The organism is Hymenobacter sediminicola (assembly GCF_014250515.1).
GTDB classification, from domain to species: Bacteria; Bacteroidota; Bacteroidia; order Cytophagales; family Hymenobacteraceae; genus Hymenobacter; species Hymenobacter sediminicola.
Map to the genome: position 1 here is coordinate 4282276 of NZ_CP060202.1, position 24433 is coordinate 4306708.

The window sequence follows — 24433 nt, forward strand, 5'->3', positions numbered from 1 at the left end:
GCGGCGGGTTTTCGCGTATAGTCCCTCCGAAGCCGCCAGCGGCTTCAGTTTGTTTCATCGTTCTTTCGACCCTCCGCTTTATGGCAAACCAACTCTCAAACGTGGAAAAAGAAATCGAGAAGATTCTGCCCGAAGACATCATCAACGCCCTGCAAAGCGGCTACAAAGTATTCCAGGGAGAGTCCGACCAACTCGACGACTTGATTAAACACAGTGGCATCCTGCTGAAAAAAGCGTCACAGCGCTTCACTACTACCCAGCTTATTCTCGGTATTGCGGGTATTGCTGTGATTGCCATTATTGCTGCCAAAAAGGCTGCTGATGCCATTTCTGACGATGACACCGACACTTCCGAAGACCACAAACACACTAGCGCCAAACCAGCGTAATGCTGGTAGGCTCCACAAAAAAGCCCCTCATATTTTAAATGAGGGGCTTTTTTGTGTCTATACAATGTGCTTATCAGGCGGCGGCCAGTACGTCCGGGTCGTTGTGAGCGGGTGAGTTCACACGGGTTGTCACAGCGTATTCGCGCATCAGATCCGTAGGATAAGGCTGGAGCAGGTGCTGATGGTCAGATAGGCTCACTCTATCATCCAGCCAGGCTAGCTCTGCCTCGCGTCCCTGCAGAATCACGGGCATACGGTTGTGGATGGAAGCCATCAACTCGTTGGGCTCGGTGGTGATGATGGTGAACGTAGGACGCACTTCTCCAGTCTGGCGGTCTATCCACTCGTCCCAGAGGCCGGCAAAGGCAAACGTCTCCTCCTGCTGCAGCAAAATGCGGTGGGGCACTTTGCCAGCGGCCGTCACCTGCCACTCATAAAAACTATCGGCGGGCACAAGGCAGCGGCGGCGCTGCAGCAACTGCCGGAATGAAGGCTTATCGGCCAGTGTTTCGGCGCGGGCATTAATAGGTTTAGGTGCGGCTTTCAGATCTTTCACCCAGCCCGGAATCAGGCCCCACTGCAACAGCTGAATCTGGCCGGGCTCGGTGTTCAGAATCACCGGGAGCTGCTGCGACGGGGCGGCATTGTAGTTCGGCGCGGCCTCCGCTTTGAAGGTAGCCTCGAAGCGCTTTTCGAGTACAGGGCGAGGGGCAGTGGTAGTATAGCGGCCACACATAAGCTGCAGAAGATTAGTGGTTCAGAAGACAGATAACTTGCCTTTCTAGTAACGCCATATTGAAAGCCTGAGTTCGGCTTCTGGGGCATGAGCCGGCTCATTTCCAGCAGCAAAAAGCCCCGGCCTTTGGGGGCCGGGGCGTCATCGAAAATGAGAGCCGCTTTGGGCGCTTTATTGCGCTACTACCAACTTGCGGTACGTGGTAGTGCCATCCTGCGTCAGCCGGACAGTGTAGAGGCCGGCGGCCAGTTGGCTCTGCACTGTGTTGAGTTCGTAGGCGTGTGGGCCGGCAGCCTGCCGCTCACCGCGGGCCAGCGTATATACCGGGCGGCCCAAAGCATCCAGCACTTCCAACGTGACGCTGGAGGTGGCTGGCAACGAGTAGGACAGCGTGGCTGTGCCGCCGCTCACAGGGTTCGGAAATACATCCAGCTGAGCCAGCTCGTGGCCCGCCGCTGCCGACAGCACCGACGTGCGGTTGTACCAGATAGGCGACGTGACGATGCGGTTGCCGTCATTCTGAATGATAACGGCGTAATAGTAATAGGCCGAATTCGGAACGTTGGTATCGGTGAAGGTGAGAGCCGCCGCGCCTGCAGGAGCGTTGACCAAGGCTATAGCATTGACGCCGTTTCCGGGCACGCCGCGCATCAGCGTCAGGGACCGGACAGCTTCGTTGTCGCCATCCGCAACCGACACGTTAATATCGGCATTGGTGCCGCCCTGTAGCACGCTGCCCATCGGCTCGCCATTCAGCGTGAAGCTCACTTGCGCGTTCCAGTCGTCGGAAGCGTAGAAGCGGCGGGCGCGCAGCGCCTGCATCAGACTGGCCTTGGTGAGCGAAGGAGCCAGCACCACCAGGCGGCCCGGCGTGGTACGCCCGAAGGTGGTGTTGTGGTTGTCGTGGTCGAGGCTAATACCGATGTGGTAGCCGCGGGCCAGCAGCCGCTGATAGGTGCTTTCGTAGGAGCTGGTGCTGGGGTTGGAATAGGTGATATTGGTGGACGTGGCCGGGCCAGAGCGCAACACGGTGCTTACGATGGCACTGTCGGCAGTGGGGCTGAACGTACCGCTAGCCAGGTTGCCGTAGTCGCCGGTTTGGGGATGGGCCAGCATGGCAAACGCACCCGGCCGCCGATTGATTTCCTTGAACAGCGCCTGATAGTTGTTCTTGGGCACGAAGACGTTGAAGTTGCCGGCTTCCCAGCCCAGCAGCTGATCTACGCCATATACCAGCACGTGGCCGCCGCCCGAAATAACGCCCCACTCCATGCCATACAGTGCTACAAAGGAGCCATCCACGGTGGCGCTGTCGGCTTGGCGCAGGCCACGGGCATAGTTAGGGAGTTGCATACCGGCCTGGCTATGGTTGTGCTCCGAAATACCCAGGAAGTCCAGATGCAGCGAGGCATCGGCAAAGCCATAGTTCTGGTAAGGCGTGGCATAGCCGGTGCGGGCCTCGTCCTGGTTGCCATCGGAGTAGCTGGAGTGGGCGTGCAGGTTGCCGTAGTAGAAGTTGTAGGCGGTGGGCGTTTGCGCGCGCGCCAGCGTCGCCCAGCCGCACAGGGCCAGGAGAAGCGCAATGGGTTTCAGCATGTTGTAACAGGTGTGTAGTAGCAGAGCGAAGCCCAAAGATACCGCTTCCGGAAGGAAGCTGCCGAAAGACATAATTTCACACCTCGCACCACCCACAAGCCGAGGCGCAACGGTTGTCGTTTTTCTGCATCCCTTAGTCTGTTCCTATCTTTCTGGTCTATGAAACTCTTCCCACGCCTTGCAGTTCTGGCCGCTCTGCTCACGGCCCCATTGGCAGCCGCGCTGGCCCAGGCCCCGCTCACCTATACCATCAGCATGGACCCGGCCACCGACAGTGACGCGTTTCAGGTGAAGCTGGAGCTGCCAGAGCTGAAGAAAGAGCAGGGTGTATATCAGTTTGCCGCTACCGCGCCGGGCACCTACCAGGTAATGGACATTGGCCGCTTCGTGCGCAAGTTCGAGGCCTTCGACAAGAAGGGAAAACCGTTGGAAGTGAAGCAGCTTTCTACCAACCAGTGGCAGCTACTGAAACCCGAAAAAACCCGCGAAATCCGCTACACCATTGCCGAAACCTGGGACACGCCGGTGAAGGAGCATACGGTGTACCGGATGTGCGGCTCGTCTTTAGAAACCGACCATGCGCTGCTCAACGGCCAGACCATATTGGGCTATCCGCAGGGCTGGCAGGCCCGGCCGCTGCGCATCAAGCTGAACTACCCGCAGGGCTGGAAAATCGGGACGGCCCTGACGGCCGACGCGCAGGGCTACTATACGGCCAAAACATACGACCAAGCCGTGGATTCGCCGTTTCTGCTGGGCCGCCTCACGGAGGCCAAAACCATGATTGGCACTACCGAAGTTGACCTGCTCTGCTACTCAAAGACCGACCAGGTGCAGGCCGAGCCGCTGCTGAAAGAAATGCAGCAGATGCTGAACGCCGCCCAGCAGTTTCTAGTGCAGCTGCCGGTACAGCGCTACACCTTCCTATACCACTTCGATGACGTGAGCAACGGCGCCTGGGAGCATTCTTACAGCTCCGAATATGTGCTGCGTGAAGCGCCCTTCACACCCGACTTGGCAGCCCGCGTCACGAGCATTGCGGCCCACGAGTTCTTCCACGTCGTGACGCCGCTCAACATTCACTCCGAAATCATTCAGCAGTTCAACTTTGTGCAGCCTACCGGCTCGGAGCATTTGTGGCTGTATGAGGGCACCACGGAGTGGGCGGCCGGCATGATGCAACTGCGCGGTGGCCTGATGCCGCTGGACGAATATCTGCAGGAAATGAGCGGCAAGATTGCCTACGACCACCAGTACGCCGACACTACTTACTCGCTCAGTCGCCTCGGCCTCAACTCCTTTTCTGATGAAGGCCAGCGCCAGTATGGCAACATCTATCAGCGCGGCGCCGTCACGGCCGCTCTGCTGGATTTGCGCCTGCTGGAACTGTCTGGCGGAAAGCGCGGACTGCGCGAAGTGATACTGGACCTCACCAAGCGCTACGGTCCCGATAAGCCGTTCTCGGAAAAGACTTTTTTCCAGGATTTCACCCAGCTCACTTACCCAGAAATCGGCGACTTTTTTGCGCGCTATGTGCAGCAGGCACAGCCGCTCCCGCTGGCCGAGTACTATGCAAAAGTAGGCGTGCAATACTCGCCGGTGCTGCGCACCGGCCGGCAGATTGCCAGCTTAGGCGCCAGCTTCAACGGAGGACCAAACGTCATCGTGTTCGAGCAGGTGAGCCCGGCGCTGAAAGCCTGCGGTGTGGCCGAAGGCGACCTGCTTGTGGCCTACCAAGGCGAAACCATAACGCCAGACAACCTGAACGCACTGATGAGCAAAGCCAAAGCCGGCAAGCCCGGCCAGGAATACGAGCTAACGGTGCGACGGGAAGGAACCGATAAGAAAATCAAGTGCAAGCTACAGGGCAAAGAGGAAGTGAAACGCTACCAACTCACAGCTATGCCCAGCCCCACGCCCGCCCAGCTGGCGTTGCGCCAGGCCTGGCTCAAGAATCTGTAGCCTAGTAGACACCCTTTTACTTTTTGCTGTCCAGAAATTTCAGCAGCACCCCGTTCGTCCAGCCAAAACCGTCTTGTAGTGGGTATTCGCCGCCCCCGGCAGGCAGATGCGTGTCTACCACGTTGTATTTCTCCAGCAGTTTGCCTGTTTGCTGAAACACACGTGCGTTCAAACGTACCCAGCGGCTGGTGACCGTATCGGCCAGAGCCTGCTGGCCCGTGCGAGCAAGTCCCTGTACGGCTATATACTGTAGCGGAGCCCAGGCATTGGGCGCATCCCACTGCTGGCCGCTGGCCGTGAGTGTAGTGAGCAGGCCGCCGTCTTTCAGAAAGTCCCGCTGCAACCCCGCGCCAACCTGGCGGGCCTGTTGGGGCGTGGCTACATCAAATGCCAGTGGAAATACTCCAGCCAGCGTCCGGATAGCGGCTGGGCGGCGCTGCACCAAGTCGTAGTCGGTGAACCAGCCGACTGTGGGGTTCCAGCAGTATAGCTGGATGGCCTGGCGGCGCTGCCGGACTTTCTGCTCCCACTGGCGCGCTGTTTGCCGCTTGCCCTGCACGGCATAGGTGCGGGCAATGGTTTCTTCCAGCGTCAGAAGCAGACAGTTCAGGTCTACGGGCGCCAGTTCGGTGGTGCGGATGGAGGCCAGCGTGTTTTCGGGCCCAAACCAGCGGGTGCTGAAGTCCCAGCCGGAAGCTGCCGCCGCCCGAATGTTGCGGTAGAACTGCGGAGCCGGCTGCTTGCTCTGGCGGGCAGCCTCCACATCCTCTACATACGACTCTTCTCGCGGCTCCGTACTGTCGTCCCAGTAGCGGTTGAGTAGTTCGCCGCCGGGCAGGCGCACTACACGGCGCGTGGCTTTACCAGAACTCAGCGAGTCGGCTCCCGCCATCCAGTAGGCATGCTCGCGCAACAGAGCCGGCTGGTAGCGGCGCAGCACCGTATCTGACTGGGCCTGGGCCAGCAGCTGTACCATCAGGGCGAAAAAGGGCGGCTGCGAGCGGGTGAGGTAGTAGGTGCGGTTGCCGTTCGGGATAAAGCCGTAGCGGTTTATCAGGTAGGCGAAATTATCGGTCATGCTGCGCACCAGCGCCGTGCGGCCAGCCTGTTGCAAACCCAGCATCGTGAAGTAGGAGTCCCAGTAGTATACTTCCCGGAAACGCCCGCCCGGCACCACGTAAGCCTTAGGAAGCGGCAACAGCGAACTGTACGGCTCAGCAGTACGTTGCGCCGGGCGCTGCAGCACGGTCCAGAGCGTATCGAGGTGAAGACGCAGGCCCGCGGCTACGTTGCTGCGGTATGTGGCAGCACTTTCTTCGGGCAACCGGAAGTAAGTCTGTATAAACTGCTCCAGCCGGAAGCCAGGGTTGCCTTTCTGCTGCTGCCAGGCGGCCAGAATAACACGTGGCGGCTGTAGGGGCACGGCATCTACAAACGTCTTGTTATCCGGAAACACCCGGCCAAGCTGCACAGCTTCAAAGAGGCCCGGAAACAGTTGGCGTGGGGTGGGCTGCGCGTAGCTATTGGCTGCCAGCAACAGGCAGCACACAAAAAGCAGTTTTCTCATCCGCAGTTAAACGGCCCACACCCGAAAAAGTGGGGTTGCCCTGGCTTCCGTGCGCTAGGCAGGCTCTTTGCGCGGCAGCTCTATCGTGAAGGTAGTGCCTTGCTGCTCCACGCTCTGGCAATGAATGTGGCCTTTGTGCAACTCTACAATGGTTTTGATAATGGACATGCCCAAGCCAGTGGTTTTTTCGCCGCGCAGGCCTGGTCGCCGCGCGGGTGTAAACCGGTCGAACAGAACGGGCATCAGCTGCTTCGGAATACCAATCCCGTTATCGGCGACGGAAACCAACACGCGGCCCGGCTCTTCGACTACGCTTACCTCAATCTGCCCACCGTCCGGAGTGAATTTTATAGCGTTAGAAATCAAGTTGTTAATCACCTGCATGAACTTGTTATTATCCACCTCGATGTAGGCGCTGGGACTCTCGGGGCGAAACAGGAAGTTTTTGGACAGATGCTCCTCGGAACGCTGGTACTCCTCCAGCATTTCGCGCAATTCAGCTACCATATCCACCCGCTCAATCTTCAGCTCCACATGCGAAGATTCCATAAACTCGTTGTCCACGAAGTCCCGAATCAGGCTGATACTGTCCTGGCAGGTCGTTTTCATCACGCGTAGCAGCTCATCGAGCTTGGTATCCTGCAGCGGCAGTATTTTCTCCCCAACATAGCCGGCCAGCTGCTCCATCATGACGAAGGGGCCGGCCAGATCGTGGGAGAGAATTTCGAGCGTTGCGTTTTTCTTTTTGTTGAAACGGTCCGCGTTATCCATGTACTCGCGGGTGCTGGTGTAGTCATGCACGGTACCACTTAGGTAGCTGCAGCCAGCGCTTTCGCTCACCCGCGACACCGCGAAGCACAGATGTTGCACACGGCCATCGGGATGCAGCAGGCGCAGCTCCACATCTTCCAGAAAAGTGCCATGCAGCAAATGCCGGAAACACCCCTCGGCGTAGGCTTGGTCGTCGGGGTGCACCAGGGCCAGCAGATTCGGCCATTCCTCATTCACGGCCGTAGCTGGCCGGCCCAGTATGGTTTCGTAAGCCGGACTGACGTAGAGAAATTTCTGCGCCTCAAGATGATAGACAAAGTAAAGCAGTTGGCTATGTTCGGCGAGCGGACGGAACAGCGTGGAAAAGTCTAGCATGGGGCGAAAATTCTGCTGGCGGAGCAGCTCGTCTGGTGGGGGTAGAACTTGTAATCAGAGGCGTATGCCTGCACGGGCACTCCCAAAGGAAGCACCTGACCACCGTGCATCAAGTGCAAGATAAGGGGGGCGCAATACGGAGCCAGGCAACAGGCATTTTTACCGCAACGTGTTTTGCTGCCGCCGGAGCCAGAGGCAGGCCGAGGCCACGTCGTCGAAGGTAGCAACCAGCGGACGGCGGATGAGTTGCAACGATTCTTCGGACGGCTTGCGGGCCGGAAAGTTGCGTGGATATACCCAGGCCATGTAGCGCAGGCCGGACAGCCGCATTTGCTCCAGCCACCCAAACGACCTCTCCGAAAGCTCCGCCGTCTGGTGCGTGATGGAGCTGTTGTCGTTGAGAATTTTTTCGCAGTGCCACAGCTGCATCACTTCCAGCATCTGCAGGCAGGCAGCCCAGGAGCTTTCCTTCGTGTGTTCCCCCCGCCAGTCAACGTACAGCCACTGGTTGTCGTGGTCGTAGCCGATGACGAGCCCTTCGGTTTGAAGTATGTACTCTAACTGCATAAAAAAGCGGCCTTTCTGCTTACCACACCATTCGGTATCAGCTAAAAAGAGAATACCGAGGAGCTTGCCACACCTGGTAGCAGTAAACTACATGTAGCTACACAAAAACATTCCCGGCCAGTGGCAAGTGCCGTTTAGAGCCGCCTTCTTTCCCTACGAACCGCTACCTTTTCGGGCAGAATACTTCTGATTCTTCGCCCAGCCGGCGCCCCGCTATTTATGCAAGAAACTGTACTGCTTGTTTTGAGTCTGCTGTTCGTGATGCTCCTGCTCGTGATGCTGGGGCAGAAGCTGCGTATCTCCTACCCTATTTTCCTGGTGCTGGGCGGTCTGGGGCTGAGTTTGGTACCCGGCTTGCCGCACATCGTCATCGACCATGAGCTGATCTTCCTGATTTTCTTGCCGCCACTGCTCTACGAAGCGGCCTGGTACACCTCGTGGCAGGACTTCTGGCGCTGGAAACGCCCCATAGGGCTCTTGGCATTCGGGCTGGTATTCTTCACGTCCACTATCGTCGCCTACGTGTCGCGGGCCATGATTCCGGGTTTCACGCTGCCGCTGGGGTTTCTGCTGGGCGGCATCATTTCGCCGCCTGATGCCGTAGCGGCCACGTCGGTTCTCAAAGGCGTGAAAGTGCCGCGCCGCGTGACGGCCATTCTGCAGGGTGAAAGCCTGATCAACGATGCCAGCAGCCTTATTGTGTTTCGGTTTGCGCTGGCGGCAGTAGTGTCGGGTACGTTTGTGTGGCAGCAGGCCGCCGCCACGTTTTTGCTGGTGAGCGGAATGGGTCTATTGGTAGGGCTGGTAGTTGGCCAGGGATTCTACCTCATCCACCGCTACCTGCCCACCACACCCAGCATCAACACGGCCCTGACGTTTATTGCGCCCTATTCGATGTATCTGCTGGCTGAGGAATTTCACTTTTCCGGTGTGCTAGCCGTAGTAAGCGGCGGGCTGTTGATGTCCTACCACTCGCACCGCGTCTTCGATGCCGCCACCCGCCTGCAGTCTACCAGCGTGTGGGCCAGCGTAGGCTTCGTTCTGAACGGGCTGGTATTCATTCTGATTGGGCTGGAACTGCGGGTAGCGGTGGAAGGGCTGGGCAACTATTCTCTGAAACAAGCCATTACCTATGGCCTGAGTATCAGTGGCATCGTCATCATTATCCGGCTGCTGTGGATGTATCCGGCGGCGTTCGTGCCACGCTGGCTCAGCCGCAGTATCCGCACCTCGGAGCCCAGTCCTGGCTGGCAGGGCACGCTCATTCTTGGGTGGGCCGGCATGCGGGGCGTGGTGTCACTGGCCTCGGCGCTGTCGGTGCCGCTACTGCTGGCCAATGGCCAAGCATTTCCGCAGCGCAACCTGATTCTGTTTATCACCTTTGTCGTCATTCTCGTCACGCTGGTGTTCCAGGGCCTTACGCTGCCGGCTATCATCCGCTTCACGCGCATCTCCGAATACGACACCCAGGCCATACCGACCGACGAGCAGGAAGCGGGTATCCGGCTACGGCTGCGCACCGTAGCGCTGGCCCACATGGGGCAGCACTATACCTCTGATATGCAGGAAAACGAGCTGATCAGGGCATTGCACCAGCGCATGCATGCCGAAGCCCAGCGCACCGGCAACCTGCTTGAAGCCCTCGACTACGATGAGTCGAAGCGGCTGGCATTGCAGCGCTACCACCAAGTGCTACTTGATGTGCTGCAGGTGCAGCGGAAAGAGCTGTTTGCGCTGCGCCGGGAAGGAGTATTCGAGGACGAAATGCTGCGCCATCAGGAAGCACAGCTCGACCTGGACGAAGCCAAAATCAGCCATATGCCGCACTAGCAGGAGCCCGAAAAGTCAGCCGGTTGTGGGTCGTGGCGCGGTTCGCTGTTGTGAAACCGCGCCACAAAAATCTGGTGTCAAGTAACGTCTTGCGCCCAAGCCAGGGGCTGCTTCACGGCGCTTTACTCGGGCTGTTCCGCTGACTTGTAATGTACTTCCGGCAGGGTGCGCAGGCGCTCTGCGCTAAACTCCGGCGTAATGTCGCGCTGCGGGTTGCCCAGCATTTCGTAGCCCACCATAAACTTGCGCACGGTGGCCGAGCGCAGCAGCGGCGGGTAGAAATGCATGTGCAGATGCCATTCGGGGTGCTCCTCTCCATCAGTCGGGCGCTGGTGCAGGCCGGCCGAATACGGAAAGGAAATCTGGAACAGGTTGTCGTAGCGAATGGTGAGGCGGCGCAACAAATCGGCCAGTGCGGTGCGCTCCTCCTCGGTCAGTTGCACTATGTCCTGCACCGGCCGCCGGGCTACTACTAGCGTTTCGAAGGGCCACACGGCCCAGAACGGCACCAGCACCACAAAATGCTCGTTTTCCAGCACCACGCGTTGTTTTTCGCGCAGTTCAATTTCCAGATAGTCGCTGAGCAGCGTGCGGCCGTGCTTCTCGAAATAGGCCAGTTGCTGTACGGTTTCCTTGGCGGGCTCCGTAGGCACGGTGCGCTGCGCCCAGATCTGGCCGTGCGGGTGCGGGTTCGAGCAGCCCATCACTTGGCCTTTGTTCTCGAAAATCTGCACGTAATTGATGTCAGGCCGGGCGCCCAGCTCTTGGTATTGCGCTACCCACAGGTCCACCACTTCCCGAATGGCAGCTGTGTCCATTTCGGGCAGCGTCAGGTCGTGGCGCGGCGAGAAGCAGATGACACGGCACACCCCCGACTCGGCCTCGGCCCGGAGCAGTCCGCCTTCATCGATGCCCCCGGTCGGCACCTCGGGCTGCAGCGCCCCGAAGTCGTTTTCGAACACGAACGTGGAGGTGTATTCAGGATTGAGGATGCCTCCGGCGCGGGTGTTGCCGGGACAGAGGTAGCAGGTGGGGTCGTAGGCAGGGCGAACCTCCGGCTCGGGGGTTTCCTGTTGGCCCTGCCAGGGCCGCTTGGAACGGTGCGGCGACACCAGCACCCACTCGCCGGTGAGGGCATTAAAACGGCGGTGTGCGTGCTCAGTACTATCGAAAGTGGCCATGTAGTAGTGTGTTAATCATGAGCTAACAGGAGTAACAGCCCGGCCATAGCCCAAAGCTGCTGTTTCTGTTCACTGCTTATTATCCGTTGCTTGCTACTTCCGATACGCCACCCACGATGCTCGTCTGGTAGGTTTCCAGGTCGCGGCCGAAGCGCTGCTGATACACGGCACCCACCTGCCGGATGAAGTTTTCCACCTGGTCAGGAGATACCAGATTGATAGTACAGCCGCCGAAACCGCCGCCCATCATCCGCGAGCCATATACACCGGGTACTGTACGGGCCGCTTCTACCAGCACGTCCAGTTCCTCGCAGCTCACTTCGTAGTCGTCGCGCAGGCCAGCGTGTGAGGCGTACATCTGCTGCCCGAAAGCAGCCAGATCCTGTTGTTCCAGATGCTGGCAGGCGGTTATCACGCGCTGGTTTTCCTGCACCACATAGGAGCAGCGGCGGAATGTCAGGGGACCCAGCTCGTCGCGGTGGGTTTCCAGCTGGGTCATGGTGGCGTCGCGTAGGCTCTGCACTTTGGGGTAGTGGCGGCGCAGAATTTCTACGCCCCGCTCGCACTCTTGGCGGCGCTTATTATACTCGGAATCAGCCAGGCTGTGCTTCACGCCGGAGTTGCAGAGCACCAGGCGGCAGGCTTCAGTATTGAAAGGATAGTATTCGAAGTCCAACGACCGGCAGTCGAGGCGCACTACGGAACCGGGGCGCCCGAACAGACTAGCGAACTGGTCCATCAGGCCGCACATGACGCCCGCGTACTCGTGTTCTGCTTTTTGGGCCGCGTGGGCTAGCGTCATCTTGTCGAGGCTCAGGCTCAGCAACTCATTCAGGGCAAAAGCCAGCCCGCATTCCACCGCCGCCGACGACGACATACCGGCCCCAACGGGCACATTGCCGCCGAAGACGCAGTCGAAGCCGGGTACCTCCACGCCGCGCTTTTGCAGCTGTGCCACCACGCCCAGCAGATAATTGGCCCACTGCGTCTCGGTGCGGTGCACTTGGCCGGTGGCAATGGTGCAGGAGTCGTGCAGGTCATGCGACACCAGCCGAATGTCGGTGCCCTGGGTCAGGCCGATGGCGAAGTAGATTTCCTTGTCGATGGCAGCAGGCAGCACGAATCCCTGATTATAGTCGGTATGCTCGCCGATGAGGTTGACCCGGCCGGGAGCCCGCACCAGCAATGGCGCGGCATACCCGAAGTGTTGTTGAAAAGTAGCGGAAACTTCGGCGGCGGTAGACATAGAACTAAGAGTCGTAGAGGGTGCGGGGTCGGCCTAAAACTACGCACATTTGGCACTTCTCGGCCAAGCAAACTGCGTAGGGCAGCGTAGCGCAGCAGTCGGCTTGCTGTTGAGCCATAGCTATTCAGTGCAATTTTTTTTCATCGGGCGGACACACGCCTTTATCGTTGTGGAAGACCAGCCGGACAAAAAACACGCGGCCGTTGATTGGACTTTTGCAGCTTTCAATACCTTTGAATAATCAACAGCTAAGCAACTTACTGCTGTTGACGTCTGCTGCTTTCTCCTTCGGGCACGGCTTATTTCCGCACCGCTGAAAGGCGCTTTCTTCTGGCACAACTTTTCTTCTGTAAGTACCAAAATAAACAAGCAGCCAATCTGTATTCTGCCCGCCCAATCCACCATGAACCTGCGCGGTGGGCACTGTATCAAACTGCTTGTTGAGTAGGCGTCGTTCCCACCTAACCCTTCTCTGCTTTGTCTTTCGAACTGGAATCCGGAACTCTCGTTCCAACGCCGGCCGTGCCTTTGCTGGTCGACCGTCCGCAGCCGTTTCTCTCTGGCACTGCCACAACGGCCCCGGTGGCGCCGGCCCGCATCAGCTACGACCATCTGGTGCTGCCCGGCGACTTCCCCGACCCAACCATTGCCAAAATCGGGGATACGTACTGGGCTAGTGCCACGTCGGCGGAATGGGGCGCAGTGTTTCCGCTTTTCAAATCCACGGACCTGCTGCATTGGGAGCTGGTGAGCCATGTATTTCCGGGCCGCCTGCCCGAGTGGTGCGACTCCAACTTCTGGGCTCCCGAAATCTTCTGGGAAGGCGGCAAGGTGTACCTCTATTACACGGCCCGCCGGCGCGGCAGCATGCTCTGCGTGGCCGTGGCCAGCGCCGACAACCCCGAAGGACCCTACACCGACCACGGCCCGCTGGTAGGTGAAGAAGCTGGCTCCATCGACGGATTTCCCATCCACGACGAACACGGCGTGCTGCATCTGGTGTGGAAAAACGATGGCAACAGCCGCGGCGAATCCACACCGCTCTGGGCGCAGGAACTGGATGAGCAACGGCTGGAGTTGGTGGGGCCACGCCACGAACTGTTCCGCAACGACGCGCCCTGGGAAGGACCGCTGGTGGAAGGCTCGGCCATGGTGCGCCACAATGGCTATTTCTACATGTTTTATGCCGGCAATTCTTGCTGCGGCAAGTACTGCACCTACGCCGAGGGCGTAGCCCGCTCCCGCACGTTGCTGGGCCCGTGGGAGAAATGCCCGCAGAACCCCATCCTCACCGACAACAGCACCTGGAAATGCCCCGGCCACGGCACCGTGGCCGAAAAGGACGGCCGCTGGTTTTTGCTGCACCACGCCTACCACGCTAATAGCCACGAGTTTGTGGGACGCCAGGGTTTGCTGAGCGAGTTTACTTGGAACGCAGAAGGCTGGCCGGAATTTGTGAACAACAGCCCCCAGGCCGCGCCGCTGGCGGATGTGCGGGTGATGAACGTAACCGACAATTTTGAGGGTGACGCATTAAGTTTGGCCTGGCAGTGGCCGATAGGCAACCTGCCACGCCTCGAAATAGCGGACAACGAGCTACGCCTGGGCGCCAATACCGCCCGCCTGGGAGCCGTGGTAGCTCAGCGTACCTACGCTGCTACTTATGCCACCAGCGTGCTGCTGGATACTACTACGCTGCCTCAAGGCACTTTCGCCGGGCTCGGCGCCATCGGCGACCCATACAATGCTCTGGCCCTGGTAGCTGGCGACAATATGCTGCAACTCTGGCTGGTGCGCATGGGCAAAAAGCAGCGTCTGCTGGAAGTCATCTTCGATGAGCCGTGCGCTACGTTGGGCCTGCGGCTGGAGTGCTGGGGCGGCAGTCGCTTCCGTTTCTCCTACAGCCTCAACCAAGGCAACCTCTGGCAGCCACTACGCGCCGACGAATACGCCATCAACGGGACCTATTTGCCACCCTGGGACCGGGGCGTACGCGTCGGGCTGATTGCGCAGGGCAAAGAAACCGCAACGGTGACGTTCCGACGGTTCTCGCTGCGGAATTTACGCTAAGCCGTTCGGGAGGCGTGGTGTCGCCGACAACAACAGGGCGTGGAGTTGCGTCTGTACTAGTATCCGCAACTCTTCCGCCTGACAATGCCTTTACTCTCTTTCCTCCCTATCAGCTATCCTTCACTGGCGGCGCTGCTACTTGCCGGGCTTGTAGTAGGCGCTTGTGCGTCGTCCTCGACCACGACGGAGACGACCGGTGAGCCGGCGCAGCGTAACCTGGCCGCGGGCGAGGCCATCCCAAAACTGGTGGCACGGCAGTTCAAATTCACGGAAGGCCCGGCCGTGGACAAGGCGGGTAACGTGTTTTTCACGGATCAGCCCAACAACAAGATCTGGAAGTACGATACCAACGGCCAGCTGAGCGTGTTTCTGGAGAAGTCGGGCCGGGCGAACGGGCTATATTTTGATGCGCAGGGCAACCTACTGGCCTGCGCCGATGAAAACAACCAGCTCTGGTCGATTGGGCCCAATGGCAAGCGCACCATTCTGCTCCGCGACGTGGACGGCCGCCGCCTCAACGGCCCCAACGACCTGTGGGTACACCCCAGCACCGGCGCCATCTACTTCACCGACCCCTACTACCAGCGCGACTATTGGACCCGTACCGCGCCCGACCCCAGCCTGGGCGGCCGGAAGGTGTACTGCCTGCCCAAAGGCCAGAGCCAGCCGTTTGTGGTGGATGATAAGCTGCAGCAACCCAACGGCATCATCGGCACGCCCGATGGCAAGCAGCTGTATGTAGCCGACATAGAAGCCAACAAAACCTATCGCTACCAGATAGCCACCGACGGCCGCCTGACGGACCGCCAGTTGTTCTTGGAAATGGGCTCCGACGGCATGACGCTCGACAACGAAGGCAACGTGTACCTCACCGGCAAGGGCGTCACGGTGTTTGACGCCGCTGGCCGCCAGATCCAGCATATTGAGGTGCCGGAAGAGTGGACCGGCAACGTCTGTTTTGGGGGCGCCGACCGGAGCACGCTGTTTATCACGGCCTCGGAAGCGGTGTTCGTACTGCCGATGCGGGTGCGGGGCGCGCAGTAGATGTTTAAGGACAGTTGTTTCGACCTTTCGTAACCGAAAAAGCGCCGCCGGAACTGCTTCCGGCGGCGCTTTTTCGGTTATCTGTCTATTCCTTAGTTCAAGCTCCGATACCGAACCCGCTTGGGCTCCACATCGCCGAGACGCTTCTTCTTGGCTTCTTCGTAGTCAGAGAAGTTGCCTTCGAACCACACCACCTGCGAGTCGCCCTCGAAGGCCAGGATGTGGGTGGCGAGACGGTCCAAGAACCACCGGTCGTGGCTGATAATTACGGCGCAGCCGGCGAAGTTCTCCAGCGCATCTTCCAGCGCCCGGATGGCATTCACGTCGAGGTCGTTGGTCGGTTCGTCGAGCAGTAGCAGGTTGGCGCCCTGCTTGAGCGTGGTGGCTAGGTGCACGCGGTTCCGCTCGCCACCGGAGAGCATGCCTACCTTCTTTTCCTGGTCGCCGCCGCGGAAGTTGAAGTTGCTCACGAAGGCCCGCGAGTTCACCTGCCGGCCCGCCAGCAGCATAGTTTCGGTACCGCCCGAAATAGTTTCGAATACTGACTTGTTGGGGTCGAGTGTATCGTGCTGCTGGTCTACGTAGGCGGTTTGCACCGTGGGGCCAACCACGAACGTGCCCGCGTCGGGCTGCATCTGGTCGGTGATGAGGCGGAACAGAGTGGTTTTGCCGGCGCCGTTCGGCCCGATGATACCCACAATACCGCCCTGAGGCAGCGAGAAGCTCAGGCCATCGAACAGCAGCTTGTCGCCAAACGCTTTGCGCAGCCCTTCGGCCTCAATCACCTGGGAACCTAGCCGCGGACCGTCCGGAATGAATAGCTCGAGTTTCTGCTCCTTCTCGCGGGAGTCTTCGTTCACCATCTTGTCGTAGCCGGCGAGGCGGGCCTTGCTCTTGGCTTGGCGCGCTTTGGGAGCCATGCGCACCCATTCCAGCTCGCGCTGCAAGGTTTTCTGGCGCTTGCTCTCAGTTTTCTCTTCCTGGGCCAAGCGGTTGGACTTCTGCTCCAGCCAACTGCTGTAGTTGCCTTTCCACGGAATACCCTCGCCACGGTCCAACTCCAGAATCCAGCCGGCCACGTTGTCGAGGAAGTACCGGTCGTGGGTTACGGCAATGACGGTGCCTTTGTATTGCTGCAGATGCTGCTCCAGCCACAGCACGCTTTCGGCGTCGAGGTGGTTGGTGGGTTCGTCGAGCAGCAGCACATCGGGTTCCTGCAGCAAGAGGCGGCACAGCGCTACGCGGCGCTTCTCGCCACCCGAGAGGTTGCCGATGATGGCGTCGGCCTCGGGCGTGCGTAGGGCGTCCATGGCGCGCTCCAGCTTGGAGTCGAGGTTCCAGGCATCAAGTTGGTCGAGGCGTTCCTGCACGGTGCCTTGGCGTTCCAGCAGCTTGTCGAAATCAGCATCTTCGGCCCCGAAGGCTTCGTTGATTTCGTCGAATTCCTTGAGCAAGGCTACGGTTTCGGCCACGCCCTCCTGTACTACTTCCAGTACCGTTTTGGTGGGGTCGAGCTGCGGCTCCTGCTCCAGATAGCCCACCGAGTAGCCCGGCGACCATACCACGTCGCCCTGAATCTGCTTGTCGACGCCGGCAATAATTTTCAGCAGCGACGACTTACCGGAGCCGTTGAGGCCCAGCACCCCGATTTTGGCGCCGTAGAAGAAAGAGAGGTAAATGTTCTTGAGAACCTGTTTCTGAGGCGGGTAAATCTTGCTTACCCCGGCCATCGAGAAAATAATGGTGGGCTGGTCGCTCATGCGAAAAGAGGAATGGTAGAAGCGTGACGCAAATAGCCAACGCGCAGAGCGGTTGACCGGAAAACACTATTTTCAGGCAGTTTGCTTTTACCCTGAACGCCGGGCCTAACCTTCAGAATCCGGCTTACGTTCGGAGAAAAACCGTCTGGCGGCCATCCTGCCTCATCAAAGGTAGGCAGCCCCGATGGAGTTTGCTACCCTCGCTGCATGCGGCGAATGTTGCAACAAGCTGTAAACTTGCACATCTTTCCGCTCTGAGTATTACCTCCGCGCATTTTCACCACTCCACCTATTCGCTTCCGCGTTATCACATTATGGAACAACAAGACCACTTGCTGGCCGAAGCCCGCCATTATGGCTACATCGAGGGCGACCAGGTGTGGCTGCGGCCATTTATGGATCTTCCTGCCCGCCAAGTTGGGCAGGTAAAGGAGTCAGCTGACGCTTCCCTGTTGTACTTCGCCAACCGCTTCGAAACCTTCCGCGGGAAGGTGGATGAACTGCTTCATAAGATTGACACCTCTGAGAACAAGGGTTCTTTCCTGATGAAGGCCCTGCACCTCAAAGAGCAGGTTGCCTCCTACGACGGCCTCGGCGACTTTGAAGCCATTCATCGGCGGCTTACGGATGCCGAAGAGGCTATTAAACAGACGGTAGCACGCAACCGTGAAAAAAATCTGGCAACCAAAATCAACTTTATCCAGCAGGCGGAAGAACTGCAAAACACGCTGGACTGGACCACTGCCGGCGAGCAGATTCATGAGCTGCGTCAGGCCTGGATCAAGACCGGCCCCGTAGACAAGCAGCACACCGACGAGCTGGAAACCCGGTTCCGGGTGGCAGTAGACGAATTTTTCCAGCGGCGCAAGAACTTCCAGAACGAGAAGAAGTCGATGCTCAACCGTGCCGCCGACCAGTACAAAGCCCTGATTCGGCAGTCGGAGGCCCTGCAGTATTCCGACGACTTCGAAAACACTACTGGTAAGCTCAAGGAATTGCAGCAGGCCTGGAAGGAAGTGGGCGGCTCATTGCCCCGCAAGCAGGCCAATGACCTATGGACGCAGTTCCGGGCGGCGCACAACCTGTTTTTCGAGCGTCTCAAGCAGCATATTGACAGCAAGCGCACCGATGCCAAGGAGCATTTCATGGACGATAACCTGACGCGCAAGCGGGCCCTCGTGGAGGAAGCTGTTGCGTTACTGGACAAGCCCATGCATGAAGCAGTAGCGCGCGCCAAAGAGCTGCAGGCCGCTTGGAAAAAGGTAGGTCCTGTGCGCGGCGAAGAATCGGACCGGGTATGGGAGCAGTTTATTCTGGCCTGCGATAAGGTGTTTGAAATGAGTGCGCTGGAGCACTTTATCCGTAAACGTCCTGAAAATGCCAGCGGCTCGGCTGAGGACCAGGTAAACATCCGGGTACAAGCCCTGCGCGACTTCATCAAATACGATAAACAGGAGCAGGAAGCGCTGGAAGAGAACCTGGGTAAGCTCAGTGCCACACCCGCTAATGATGCCTTCCGGCAGATGCTGCAGGGAAAAATCCGTGCATTTGAGCGAAAAATCCGAACCAAAAACGAGCTGATTACGCTATTGCGACAGCGGCTGGTTGTGTAGCCCAACCTTAGCGCCTATCTTACGTTGCCTGCCACATACACTGTGACTCGGCGAGCCACGTTGTCAGCATATTCCGTCCCGGCCGGATTTTTGATAGCCGGACTTTTCATTCGACCACCTTTTTTAAGTAGCCCACACCACTATGTACTGGACGCTGGAACTCGCTTCGTATCTGGAAGACGCTCCCTGGCCTGCCACCAAGGATGAACTGATTGACTATTCCATCCGCTCGGGTGCTCCGATGGAAGTAGTGGAAAACCTGCAGGCCCTGGAAGACGATGGTCAGCCCTACGAGAATATCGAGGAGGTTTGGCCTGACTACCCGACTAAGGAGGACTTTATGTTCAACGAAGACGAGTACTAGGTAACTGCTGGTTGTTCCTATTGCTTGTCGAATACAGGCTGCTAACTCCGCTTTGAGTAATCAACCCGTCAACAAGCAACAAGCAACACTTGACATCCAAAATTTGGTTGCGGGGTATGAACAGCGTGTTCTACTCCGCAACCTTTTTTTTGCCATACCCGAGCCGGCGTTTGTAGCCATAGTGGGGCATAATGGCTGCGGCAAGACCACGCTTTTTCGTGTCCTGACGGGACAAATACCTTACACCGGTACTGTAGAACTCGGCGGCCAGGACTTGCGCCAGATAGCCCGCCCAGCTACCGCCGGGCACCTGGCTTATTTGCCGCAGCGGACCACGGTTGGCTTCCCAATCAGAGTGCGCGAACTGGTAGTGATGGGCCGCTACCGCCACCACGGCCTGCTCAGTGCTTACTCTCTGCTTGACTACCAACTGGCTGATGCAGCGTTGGCCCGCGTGGGAGGCGCGCATCTTGCCCAGCGCGACTTTACGCTGCTTTCCGGAGGGGAGCAACAGCTGGTATGGCTGGCCCAACTGAGCCTGCAGGACGCTCCTTTGTACCTTCTTGATGAGCCAACCCAACAGCTTGATGTGTACTACCGCCGCCGCGTGTTCGATCTGCTGGCCAGTTGGGTAGAGCAGGAGCGCAAAACCGTGCTCTGCATTACCCACGACCTTGACAACTTGCTGGCGCTGCCGGGCGGCTACCTGCTCAACCTGTCGCACCCGCAACCCAGCCTTGAGCCACTTACTGCTGCTACAGTTAGTGCCGCCCGCGAGTTTCTGGAAAGTGAAGCGTCATTAAGTCTATAAGAAACCGACAGGAATTAGTCTCGCTGACCCGGCCGGCCGCGCACCACATGCCAGATGGAGCGCAGAAAAGGCCACGGCGTCACAGAGTTCATAATCTGCAGGTTTTCCTTCCAGCTCGTCTGCTCATCCAGAAAACCGAAGATGCGCTCCACCGGATTGCGCCGAAACAGCTGGGCGAAGATGGTGCGAGTGGTTTCACCGCGCCGGCGCATGATGTCGAGCAGCAACGTATCGAAGAGGTGAAACTGCCATTTGTCGCCGGTAAGGTCTGGCGGCGGCATGCCGGTAACCGCCAGTGCCTGCACCAGCCGTGCTGAGTGCGCCTGGATGCGTTTGAAGGCATAGCCGGTACTGGGTTTGGCCCGGCCGGCGCGGGTCCCGAGGTTGATGATGTTTACGCCCGCAGCCGAGGGCAGTGGGTGGTCAGTCATGGGAATAGCCCCTGCTTCCCGGGCCTCTACGCGAAACCCTGTTGCGCCTAGCTGCGCTAGATACTCCCGCAGGGCTGCTTCGTATTCCTCCTTTGGCAATACATGCTCCGAAAACAGGGTGTATTCTACCAGCGCGCGGCGCTTACTGAAGGGCAGCACGTACATGAAGCGCGCCTGCTGCTGCTGGTCGCCTCGAAAATCCATGAACTCAGCCGTTGTCGGATCGAAAACGTCTTCGGTGGTTTCTACTTCCCAACCCACAAAATGCTGCAGTAGGTAGCGGTGCTTCTGCGGCTGCTTGTGCATCTGCGGCGGACGACTGTCGAAGGCATAGCGGGCCGTAAAGGTGCCGGCACTACTGGTTGCCCGGGCACCATGCGGCGTATTTTCCAGCGCATCTACGCTGGCCTGAAGCAGAGTAAACTGGGGATTTTCTGCCAGAGCAGCTCGTACAAATTGGTAAAAATCCAGCCCCCGGATCATCTTGTAGCGGTGCCGCTTTAGCGGAAACACCTGCTCATACCCCGGGCTTCGGAACGCTATTTTCGACCATTCATGGACTACAATGCTATCAAACAGCATCGGCTCGTCGGACCAGAACGACCAAGTGCGGTCATTCTGGTCTTTGGCTTCGGGCTCCAGCAGTAACACCCGTTTGCTGGCCAGCCGTGGCTCCTGGCTGATATGATACGCCAAGCTGAGGCCAGCCGCGCCGCCGCCCACAATAAGGTAGTCGAAATCCAGAGGAGGTACAGCCACAAGAAACGGCGGCCTGAAAAGGGCCGCCGTTGCAAGTTAGGGCAGTTGCGCTACTTCGGGCTAGTGGCTTTCCATGCCCGACAGCGCGCCGGCCAAGTCGCGCACGGCGTCACGCACATCAAAATCCAGGCGGGCGCTGAAATGCTGGCGACCGGGCAGAATGCTTACTCGGGAATGCAGGCGCTCCTCCCAGAGGTGCTCGTTTTCCTGGTAGCCGGAAGTATACGGGTCGTCATCCGAGAGCAGCACCATCAGCTTGTCCTGCGGAATGAGGCGGCGGGCCGCTTCGTAGTTGATGGGGGCATCCATCCAATTCAGGATATCCTGCCAGGGGCTGTCTACCGAAAACCAGCCGGCTACACACAGCACGCCACCTACAGGCTGCGCCTCGGGGTGGGTTTCGGCTACGCGGGCCAGGTAGTGCAAAATGGCCAGACACCCCACACTATGCCCCACCAGAAGTACATTGGGCCCCAGTTGATCAGGTGGCAGCACCTTCTGCAGATACTCCACAGCCCGGTCTATAACGGGCAGGTCCCAGGCCGGCATGGCAAGCGCCTGAATCTTGTAGTTGACTCCATCTTCCGCGGCAACGGCCTGCAGTTGCTCCCCTAGCCATGGATACCAGTCGTCTTGGGGGCCGCCAGCCCAGCGGGGGACTATAAATACCTTCTTTACTTCTTCAGCAGTTGTTGCTTGCTGCATACTTCGTGGGTTATTTTGAACAATTCACCAAGATAAATCCAATTTCACATTCCTGATTCTGCTATTTCATAATTAATATTCTAGCTCAACTACAGTGATGCTTAAAAGCACTAAAGCCAGCAGCTTCCGAAGATGCTGCTGGCTTTAGTGCTAGAATTTAGAGCTTTTGCCAAGCTTAGAAGTTCGGCGAGAGCAGGTATTTGGAGTAGAAGTCGTCGATGATTTTCACCGCCGACTCGGCATCGTCTACCAGTTGCACGAGGTTCATGTCCTCAGGTGAGATGTTCTTCTCGTCTTCCAGCATCACCGTCTGAATCCAGTCGAACATGCCCTGCCAGTACTTGGTGCCCACCAATACAATTGGGAAGCGGCCGATTTTCTTGGTCTGAATCAGCGTAATAGCCTCAAACAACTCATCAAGCGTACCGAAGCCACCAGGCATACCAATGAAACCCTGCGCGTACTTCACGAACATCACCTTCCGCACGAAGAAGTAGTCGAAGTTGATGATTTTGTCGGGGTCGATGTAGATGTTGTTGAACTGCTCGAACGGCAGCTCAATGTTCAGGCCCACAGAGCGGCCTCCTTCTGAGTGTGCGCCTTTGTTGCCGGCCTCCATAATGCCGGGACCACCGCCCGTGATAACGCCGTAGCCGTGGCGCACCAGCTTGGCAGCAATTTCCTCGGCCATCTGATAGTATGGGTTGTCGGGCTTGGTGCGGGCTGAGCCGAAAATGGATACGCACGGGCCAATTTTGGACATCTTCTCGAAGCCCTCCACGAACTCGGCCATCACCTTGAAAATCTGCCAGGAGTCGGCAATCTTGATTTCATTCCAGTCTTTATCAACGAAGGCTTTGCGGATGCGCTGCTCATCGTCTACCTGAACTGTACGCTCGCCGTGCGTCTGCTCCCGGATATCACTAATGGTTTTAACCTTGTTGTCGTTGATGTTGGGCTGCATGATAGTCTGGCCGCTGCCAGCATTCAGCACCTCATCAGCCACCTTGGTGCGGCTGGTCTTTTTGAGCTTAGTCATGGTACGCTACTTACTGTTGGCACCAGGCAAAAGGCCAGGCACCATGGAAATTGGGGGAATTTGACAAAAAGAAAGCCGCCCCGCCGAAGCGGGGCGACCAAAAGTACAGAAGGGCAAGTTAACAATTTGTTAACAGTAAATGACCAAACCGCTACAGTTTATAAAGTGCATGGCTCTGCAATAAGCCATTCCGCAGCGCATACGGTCATTTGCTCCGGATAGCAATTACCGGGTCCAGGTTGGCGGCCAACACAGCCGGGATGATGCCTGCCAACACGCCAATCACCACGGATACGGTCAGGCCCAGCGTGATATTCCACGCCGACAGCGTGAGCGGCATAGCATCCTGGGGCACCAGCGTGATCAGCCAGACCAGGAAAATGCCGGCCGAGCCGCCCAGCAGACACAGAAACACAGCTTCGAACAGAAACTGGAACAAAATAAAGTAGTTCTTGGCGCCCAACGACTTCTGAATACCGATGATGTTGGTGCGCTCCTTCACCGACACGAACATGATGTTGGCAATGCCGAAGCCGCCCACCACCATAGCAAACCCGCCAATTACCCAGCCCGCCAACCCGATAACGGAGAAGAGCTTTCCCACCATGTTGGTCAGCATTTCGGGGCGGTTGAGCGCGAAATTGTCTTCTTCGCGGGGCTTGAGGCTGCGGATGTTGCGCAGCAGCCCTTTCATCTCGTATTCCAAGTCGAGCAGGCCCACATCCTCGTCGCGGCCTTTCACAGCAATAGTGGGTGTCACGCCGGTAAGGCCATTGGTGCTCAAGGCAAACATCTTGGTGAAGGAACCAAAGGGAATAACGCAGTTGGTATCGTTGCTGGGCGTATCCAGAATCTTCTTGCCTTCCTTCTTTACTACGCCGATGATGGTAAACGTCGTGCCTTTGGCCTTAAACTCCTTTCCTAGCGCCGAACCATTCGGATAGAGGCTGGTGGCAATATCGGCTCCTATCACGGCCACATTGCGAGCCGCATCCATCTCCTGCTGCGTGAAATAGCGCCCTTCCTCGATAGGCAGCTCCGACACGTTACGATATTCAAATGATACTCCCATTAGAGCACAGCCTTCGAGGCTGTTGGAACCGGACCGCAGCGTATTGCCGCCCGTAGCAGCATACACAGCCACGCCCTTCTGGTTGTCGCTCAGCATACGCTGCAACTCGCGGAACTCGCGCACGGTAGGCGCAGGGCGTTGGAAGTAGCGCCACCACGGGTAGTCGGGCTGGTCGAAGGTCCAGGGCATCTTCATCACATAGATGACCTTGTCGCCAACGAAGCTCATGCTTTGTCGTACGTTGGCTTCCAGCGAGTCCACCACCGTCAGCACCGCAATGATGGCAAAAATGCCTACCGTCACGCCCAGCAATGAGAGTACCGTACGCAGCAGGTTCGATTTGAGAGCTTGCCACGCGAAGCGGAAGCTTTCCAGAGTCAGGCGTATGGTTTTCATCAATGAGTGCTTGAGTGGATGAGCAGATAAGTGGGTGGCCGGAACGAGGCGGCTGCTCGTTCAGTTGTATACTCGCTCACTGATTCCAGGCGAAAAGTAATGATAAATCCGCCGGAGTTGCGTACTTTCGCCGACCCAAATTTTTCTTA

20 protein-coding genes are annotated in these 24433 nt (G+C 58.1%); 8 read left to right on the forward strand and 12 right to left on the reverse strand.

Annotated features, from left to right (window positions below; all coding sequences use genetic code 11):
- Positions 1-80 precede the first annotated feature (80 nt).
- Positions 81-389, forward strand: a complete 309-nt coding sequence (locus H4317_RS18280; protein WP_185887985.1) for a hypothetical protein — start codon at positions 81-83, stop codon at positions 387-389.
- A gap of 73 nt (positions 390-462) precedes the next feature.
- Here the strand turns inward: H4317_RS18280 and H4317_RS18285 are convergent, their stop codons facing one another.
- Together H4317_RS18285 and H4317_RS18290 are read right to left on the reverse strand one after the other, a co-directional pair.
- Positions 463-1125, reverse strand: a complete 663-nt coding sequence (locus tag H4317_RS18285) for an SOS response-associated peptidase (RefSeq protein ID WP_185887986.1) — start codon at positions 1123-1125, stop codon at positions 463-465.
- Between the two features lie 171 nt (positions 1126-1296).
- Entirely contained in the window at positions 1297-2721 is a 1425-nt protein-coding gene (locus H4317_RS18290) for a T9SS type A sorting domain-containing protein (RefSeq protein WP_185887987.1), read from the reverse strand.
- Positions 2722-2880: 159 nt separating this feature from the next.
- Between H4317_RS18290 and H4317_RS18295 the strand changes: the two genes are divergently transcribed.
- The gene (locus H4317_RS18295; RefSeq protein ID WP_185887988.1) at positions 2881-4683 is read left to right on the forward strand and encodes a M61 family metallopeptidase; all 1803 of its coding nucleotides are present in this window, start codon (positions 2881-2883) and stop codon (positions 4681-4683) included.
- A 16-nt stretch (positions 4684-4699) separates the two neighbouring features.
- Here H4317_RS18295 and treF read toward each other — a convergent pair whose 3' ends face one another.
- The 3 genes from treF to H4317_RS18310 form a co-directional block, all read right to left on the reverse strand.
- Positions 4700-6250 (reverse strand): alpha,alpha-trehalase TreF, encoded by a 1551-nt coding sequence (gene treF / locus H4317_RS18300; protein ID WP_185887989.1) that lies wholly within the window; start codon positions 6248-6250, stop codon positions 4700-4702.
- A gap of 54 nt (positions 6251-6304) precedes the next feature.
- Complete coding sequence (locus H4317_RS18305) at positions 6305-7396, reverse strand: sensor histidine kinase (RefSeq protein WP_185887990.1); 1092 nt, start codon at positions 7394-7396, stop codon at positions 6305-6307.
- A gap of 159 nt (positions 7397-7555) precedes the next feature.
- The gene (locus H4317_RS18310; RefSeq protein ID WP_185887991.1) at positions 7556-7963 is read right to left on the reverse strand and encodes a hypothetical protein; all 408 of its coding nucleotides are present in this window, start codon (positions 7961-7963) and stop codon (positions 7556-7558) included.
- 219 nt (positions 7964-8182) lie between these two features.
- On the opposite strand from H4317_RS18310, the gene H4317_RS18315 reads away from it, so the two are divergent.
- Positions 8183-9793 carry a Na+/H+ antiporter gene (locus tag H4317_RS18315; protein WP_185887992.1) on the forward strand — a complete coding sequence of 537 codons (1611 nt, stop codon included), beginning with the start codon at positions 8183-8185 and terminating at the stop codon, positions 9791-9793.
- A 122-nt stretch (positions 9794-9915) separates the two neighbouring features.
- Here H4317_RS18315 and H4317_RS18320 read toward each other — a convergent pair whose 3' ends face one another.
- Entirely contained in the window at positions 9916-10974 is a 1059-nt protein-coding gene (locus H4317_RS18320) for a UDP-glucose--hexose-1-phosphate uridylyltransferase (protein ID WP_185887993.1), read from the reverse strand.
- A gap of 79 nt (positions 10975-11053) precedes the next feature.
- Positions 11054-12220, reverse strand: coding sequence for a galactokinase (galK, locus tag H4317_RS18325; protein WP_185887994.1), 1167 nt, complete (start codon positions 12218-12220; stop codon positions 11054-11056).
- 477 nt (positions 12221-12697) lie between these two features.
- Here galK and H4317_RS18330 point away from each other — a divergent pair, with 477 nt between their 5' ends.
- A complete protein-coding gene (locus H4317_RS18330; protein ID WP_185887995.1) occupies positions 12698-14290 on the forward strand; it encodes a family 43 glycosylhydrolase in 1593 nt (530 codons plus the stop codon).
- 84 nt (positions 14291-14374) lie between these two features.
- Positions 14375-15334, forward strand: coding sequence for an SMP-30/gluconolactonase/LRE family protein (locus H4317_RS18335; RefSeq protein ID WP_185887996.1), 960 nt, complete (start codon positions 14375-14377; stop codon positions 15332-15334).
- Positions 15335-15426: 92 nt separating this feature from the next.
- On the opposite strand, the gene ettA is transcribed toward H4317_RS18335, so the two are convergent.
- Positions 15427-17094, reverse strand: a complete 1668-nt coding sequence (ettA, locus tag H4317_RS18340; RefSeq protein WP_185887997.1) for an energy-dependent translational throttle protein EttA — start codon at positions 17092-17094, stop codon at positions 15427-15429.
- 314 nt (positions 17095-17408) lie between these two features.
- Between ettA and H4317_RS18345 the strand changes: the two genes are divergently transcribed.
- The 3 genes from H4317_RS18345 to H4317_RS18355 all read left to right on the forward strand — a co-directional run bounded on the left by H4317_RS18345 (position 17409) and on the right by H4317_RS18355 (position 19882).
- A complete protein-coding gene (locus H4317_RS18345; RefSeq protein ID WP_185887998.1) occupies positions 17409-18707 on the forward strand; it encodes a DUF349 domain-containing protein in 1299 nt (432 codons plus the stop codon).
- Positions 18708-18849: 142 nt separating this feature from the next.
- On the forward strand, positions 18850-19071 hold the full coding sequence (locus H4317_RS18350) for a DUF2795 domain-containing protein (protein ID WP_019948259.1): 222 nt from the start codon (positions 18850-18852) through the stop codon (positions 19069-19071).
- Between the two features lie 181 nt (positions 19072-19252).
- Positions 19253-19882, forward strand: coding sequence for an ABC transporter ATP-binding protein (locus H4317_RS18355; protein ID WP_260625897.1), 630 nt, complete (start codon positions 19253-19255; stop codon positions 19880-19882).
- A 14-nt stretch (positions 19883-19896) separates the two neighbouring features.
- On the opposite strand, the gene H4317_RS18360 is transcribed toward H4317_RS18355, so the two are convergent.
- The 4 genes from H4317_RS18360 to H4317_RS18375 all read right to left on the reverse strand — a co-directional run bounded on the left by H4317_RS18360 (position 19897) and on the right by H4317_RS18375 (position 24284).
- Positions 19897-21072 carry a lycopene cyclase family protein gene (locus H4317_RS18360; RefSeq protein ID WP_185888000.1) on the reverse strand — a complete coding sequence of 392 codons (1176 nt, stop codon included), beginning with the start codon at positions 21070-21072 and terminating at the stop codon, positions 19897-19899.
- Positions 21073-21132: 60 nt separating this feature from the next.
- Positions 21133-21777: an RBBP9/YdeN family alpha/beta hydrolase gene (locus H4317_RS18365; RefSeq protein WP_185888001.1), complete on the reverse strand. Its 645-nt coding sequence runs from the start codon at positions 21775-21777 to the stop codon at positions 21133-21135.
- A 175-nt stretch (positions 21778-21952) separates the two neighbouring features.
- Positions 21953-22816: an LOG family protein gene (locus tag H4317_RS18370; protein WP_185888002.1), complete on the reverse strand. Its 864-nt coding sequence runs from the start codon at positions 22814-22816 to the stop codon at positions 21953-21955.
- Between the two features lie 205 nt (positions 22817-23021).
- Entirely contained in the window at positions 23022-24284 is a 1263-nt protein-coding gene (locus H4317_RS18375) for an ABC transporter permease (RefSeq protein WP_185888003.1), read from the reverse strand.
- Positions 24285-24433 lie beyond the last annotated feature (149 nt).